The sequence below is a fragment of the Bacillus sp. YC2 genome (assembly GCF_019891195.1).
GTDB lineage: Bacteria > Bacillota > Bacilli > Bacillales > Bacillaceae > Bacillus.
The window spans coordinates 1-3,050 of the sequence record NZ_JAHXDO010000029.1 but is presented as its reverse complement, the minus strand read 5'-3'; the positions used below and the strand labels follow the sequence as shown (position 1 = coordinate 3,050).

Annotated in this window: 1 rRNA gene; it reads right to left on the bottom strand. The window is 52.8% G+C overall.

The features are described 5' to 3' along the window. Window positions 1-39 precede the first annotated feature (39 nt). A 23S ribosomal RNA gene (locus KY305_RS19735) occupies window positions 40-2,968 on the bottom strand. Between the last annotated feature and the right edge of the window lie 82 nt (window positions 2,969-3,050).

The window sequence follows — 3,050 nt, the reverse complement described above, 5'->3', positions numbered from 1 at the left end:
TTCTCTCAAAACTAGATAACAGTAAGCATACATTCAAATTAGGTTAAGTCCTCGATCGATTAGTATCTGTCAGCTCCATGTGTCGCCACACTTCCACCTCAGACCTATCAACCTGATCATCTTTCAGGGATCTTACTTCCTTGCGGAATGGGAAATCTCATCTTGAGGGGGGCTTCATGCTTAGATGCTTTCAGCACTTATCCCGTCCGCACATAGCTACCCAGCGATGCCCTTGGCAGAACAACTGGTACACCAGCGGTGCGTCCATCCCGGTCCTCTCGTACTAAGGACAGCTCCTCTCAAATTTCCTGCGCCCGCGACGGATAGGGACCGAACTGTCTCACGACGTTCTGAACCCAGCTCGCGTACCGCTTTAATGGGCGAACAGCCCAACCCTTGGGACCGACTACAGCCCCAGGATGCGATGAGCCGACATCGAGGTGCCAAACCTCCCCGTCGATGTGGACTCTTGGGGGAGATAAGCCTGTTATCCCCGGGGTAGCTTTTATCCGTTGAGCGATGGCCCTTCCATGCGGAACCACCGGATCACTAAGCCCGACTTTCGTCCCTGCTCGACTTGTAGGTCTCGCAGTCAAGCTCCCTTGTGCCTTTACACTCTGCGAATGATTTCCAACCATTCTGAGGGAACCTTTGGGCGCCTCCGTTACCTTTTAGGAGGCGACCGCCCCAGTCAAACTGCCCACCTGACACTGTCTCCCCGCCCGATAAGGGCGGCGGGTTAGAAGGTCAATACAGCCAGGGTAGTATCCCACCGATGCCTCCACCGAAGCTGGCGCTCCGGTTTCCAAGGCTCCTACCTATCCTGTACAAGCTGTACCAACATTCAATATCAGGCTGCAGTAAAGCTCCACGGGGTCTTTCCGTCCTGTCGCGGGTAACCTGCATCTTCACAGGTACTATAATTTCACCGAGTCTCTCGTTGAGACAGTGCCCAGATCGTTGCGCCTTTCGTGCGGGTCGGAACTTACCCGACAAGGAATTTCGCTACCTTAGGACCGTTATAGTTACGGCCGCCGTTTACTGGGGCTTCAATTCGCACCTTCGCTTACGCTAAGCGCTCCTCTTAACCTTCCAGCACCGGGCAGGCGTCAGCCCCTATACTTCGCCTTACGGCTTCGCAGAGACCTGTGTTTTTGCTAAACAGTCGCCTGGGCCTATTCACTGCGGCTCTCTCGGGCTTGCACCCTAACAGAGCACCCCTTCTCCCGAAGTTACGGGGTCATTTTGCCGAGTTCCTTAACGAGAGTTCTCTCGATCACCTTAGGATTCTCTCCTCGCCTACCTGTGTCGGTTTGCGGTACGGGCACCTCTCACCTCGCTAGAGGCTTTTCTTGGCAGTGTGGAATCAGGAACTTCGCTACTATATTTCGCTCGCCATCACAGCTCAGCCTTATGGGAAACGGATTTGCCTATTTCCCAGCCTAACTGCTTGGACGCGGATATCCAATACCGCGCTTACCCTATCCTCCTGCGTCCCCCCATTGCTCAAATGGTGAGGAGGTGGTACAGGAATATCAACCTGTTGTCCATCGCCTACGCCTTTCGGCCTCGGCTTAGGTCCCGACTAACCCTGAGCGGACGAGCCTTCCTCAGGAAACCTTAGGCATTCGGTGGAGGGGATTCTCACCCCTCTTTCGCTACTCATACCGGCATTCTCACTTCTAAGCGCTCCACAAGTCCTTCCGGTCTTGCTTCACAGCCCTTAGAACGCTCTCCTACCACTGTTCGAAGAACAGTCCGCAGCTTCGGTGATACGTTTAGCCCCGGTACATTTTCGGCGCAGAGTCACTCGACCAGTGAGCTATTACGCACTCTTTAAATGGTGGCTGCTTCTAAGCCAACATCCTGGTTGTCTAAGCAACTCCACATCCTTTTCCACTTAACGTATACTTTGGGACCTTAGCTGGCGGTCTGGGCTGTTTCCCTTTCGACTACGGATCTTATCACTCGCAGTCTGACTCCCAAGGATAAGTCATCGGCATTCGGAGTTTGACTGAATTCGGTAACCCGGTAGGGGCCCCTAGTCCAATCAGTGCTCTACCTCCGAGACTCTTACCTTGAGGCTAGCCCTAAAGCTATTTCGGAGAGAACCAGCTATCTCCAGGTTCGATTGGCATTTCACCCCTACCCACACCTCATCCCCGCACTTTTCAACGTGCGTGGGTTCGGGCCTCCATTCAGTGTTACCTGAACTTCACCCTGGACATGGGTAGATCACCTGGTTTCGGGTCTACGACCACGTACTCAATTCGCCCTATTCAGACTCGCTTTCGCTGCGGCTCCGCATCTTCTGCTTAACCTTGCACGGGATCGTAACTCGCCGGTTCATTCTACAAAAGGCACGCCATCACCCGTTAACGGGCTCTGACTACTTGTAGGCACACGGTTTCAGGATCTATTTCACTCCCCTTCCGGGGTGCTTTTCACCTTTCCCTCACGGTACTGGTTCACTATCGGTCACTAGGGAGTATTTAGCCTTGGGAGATGGTCCTCCCGGATTCCGACGGAATTTCACGTGTTCCGCCGTACTCAGGATCCACTCTGGAGAGAACGAAGTTTTGACTACAGGGCTGTTACCTTCTATGGCGGGCCTTTCCAGACCTCTTCATCTACCTCGTTCCTTTGTAACTCCGTACAGAGTGTCCTACAACCCCAAGAGGCAAGCCTCTTGGTTTGGGCTGTTCCCGTTTCGCTCGCCGCTACTCAGGGAATCGCATTTGCTTTCTCTTCCTCCGGGTACTTAGATGTTTCAGTTCCCCGGGTCTGCCTTCTCATATCCTATGTATTCAGATATGGATACCACTCCATTACGAGTGGTGGGTTTCCCCATTCGGAAATCTCCGGATCAAAGCTTGCTTACAGCTCCCCGAAGCATATCGGTGTTCGTCCCGTCCTTCATCGGCTCCTAGTGCCAAGGCATCCACCGTGCGCCCTTTCTAACTTAACCGTTAAAAAGAATCACTACGTGATTTCTTGCATTACAATTGAATGTGAATGTCTTACTTTTGTTATCTAGTTTTCAAAGAACA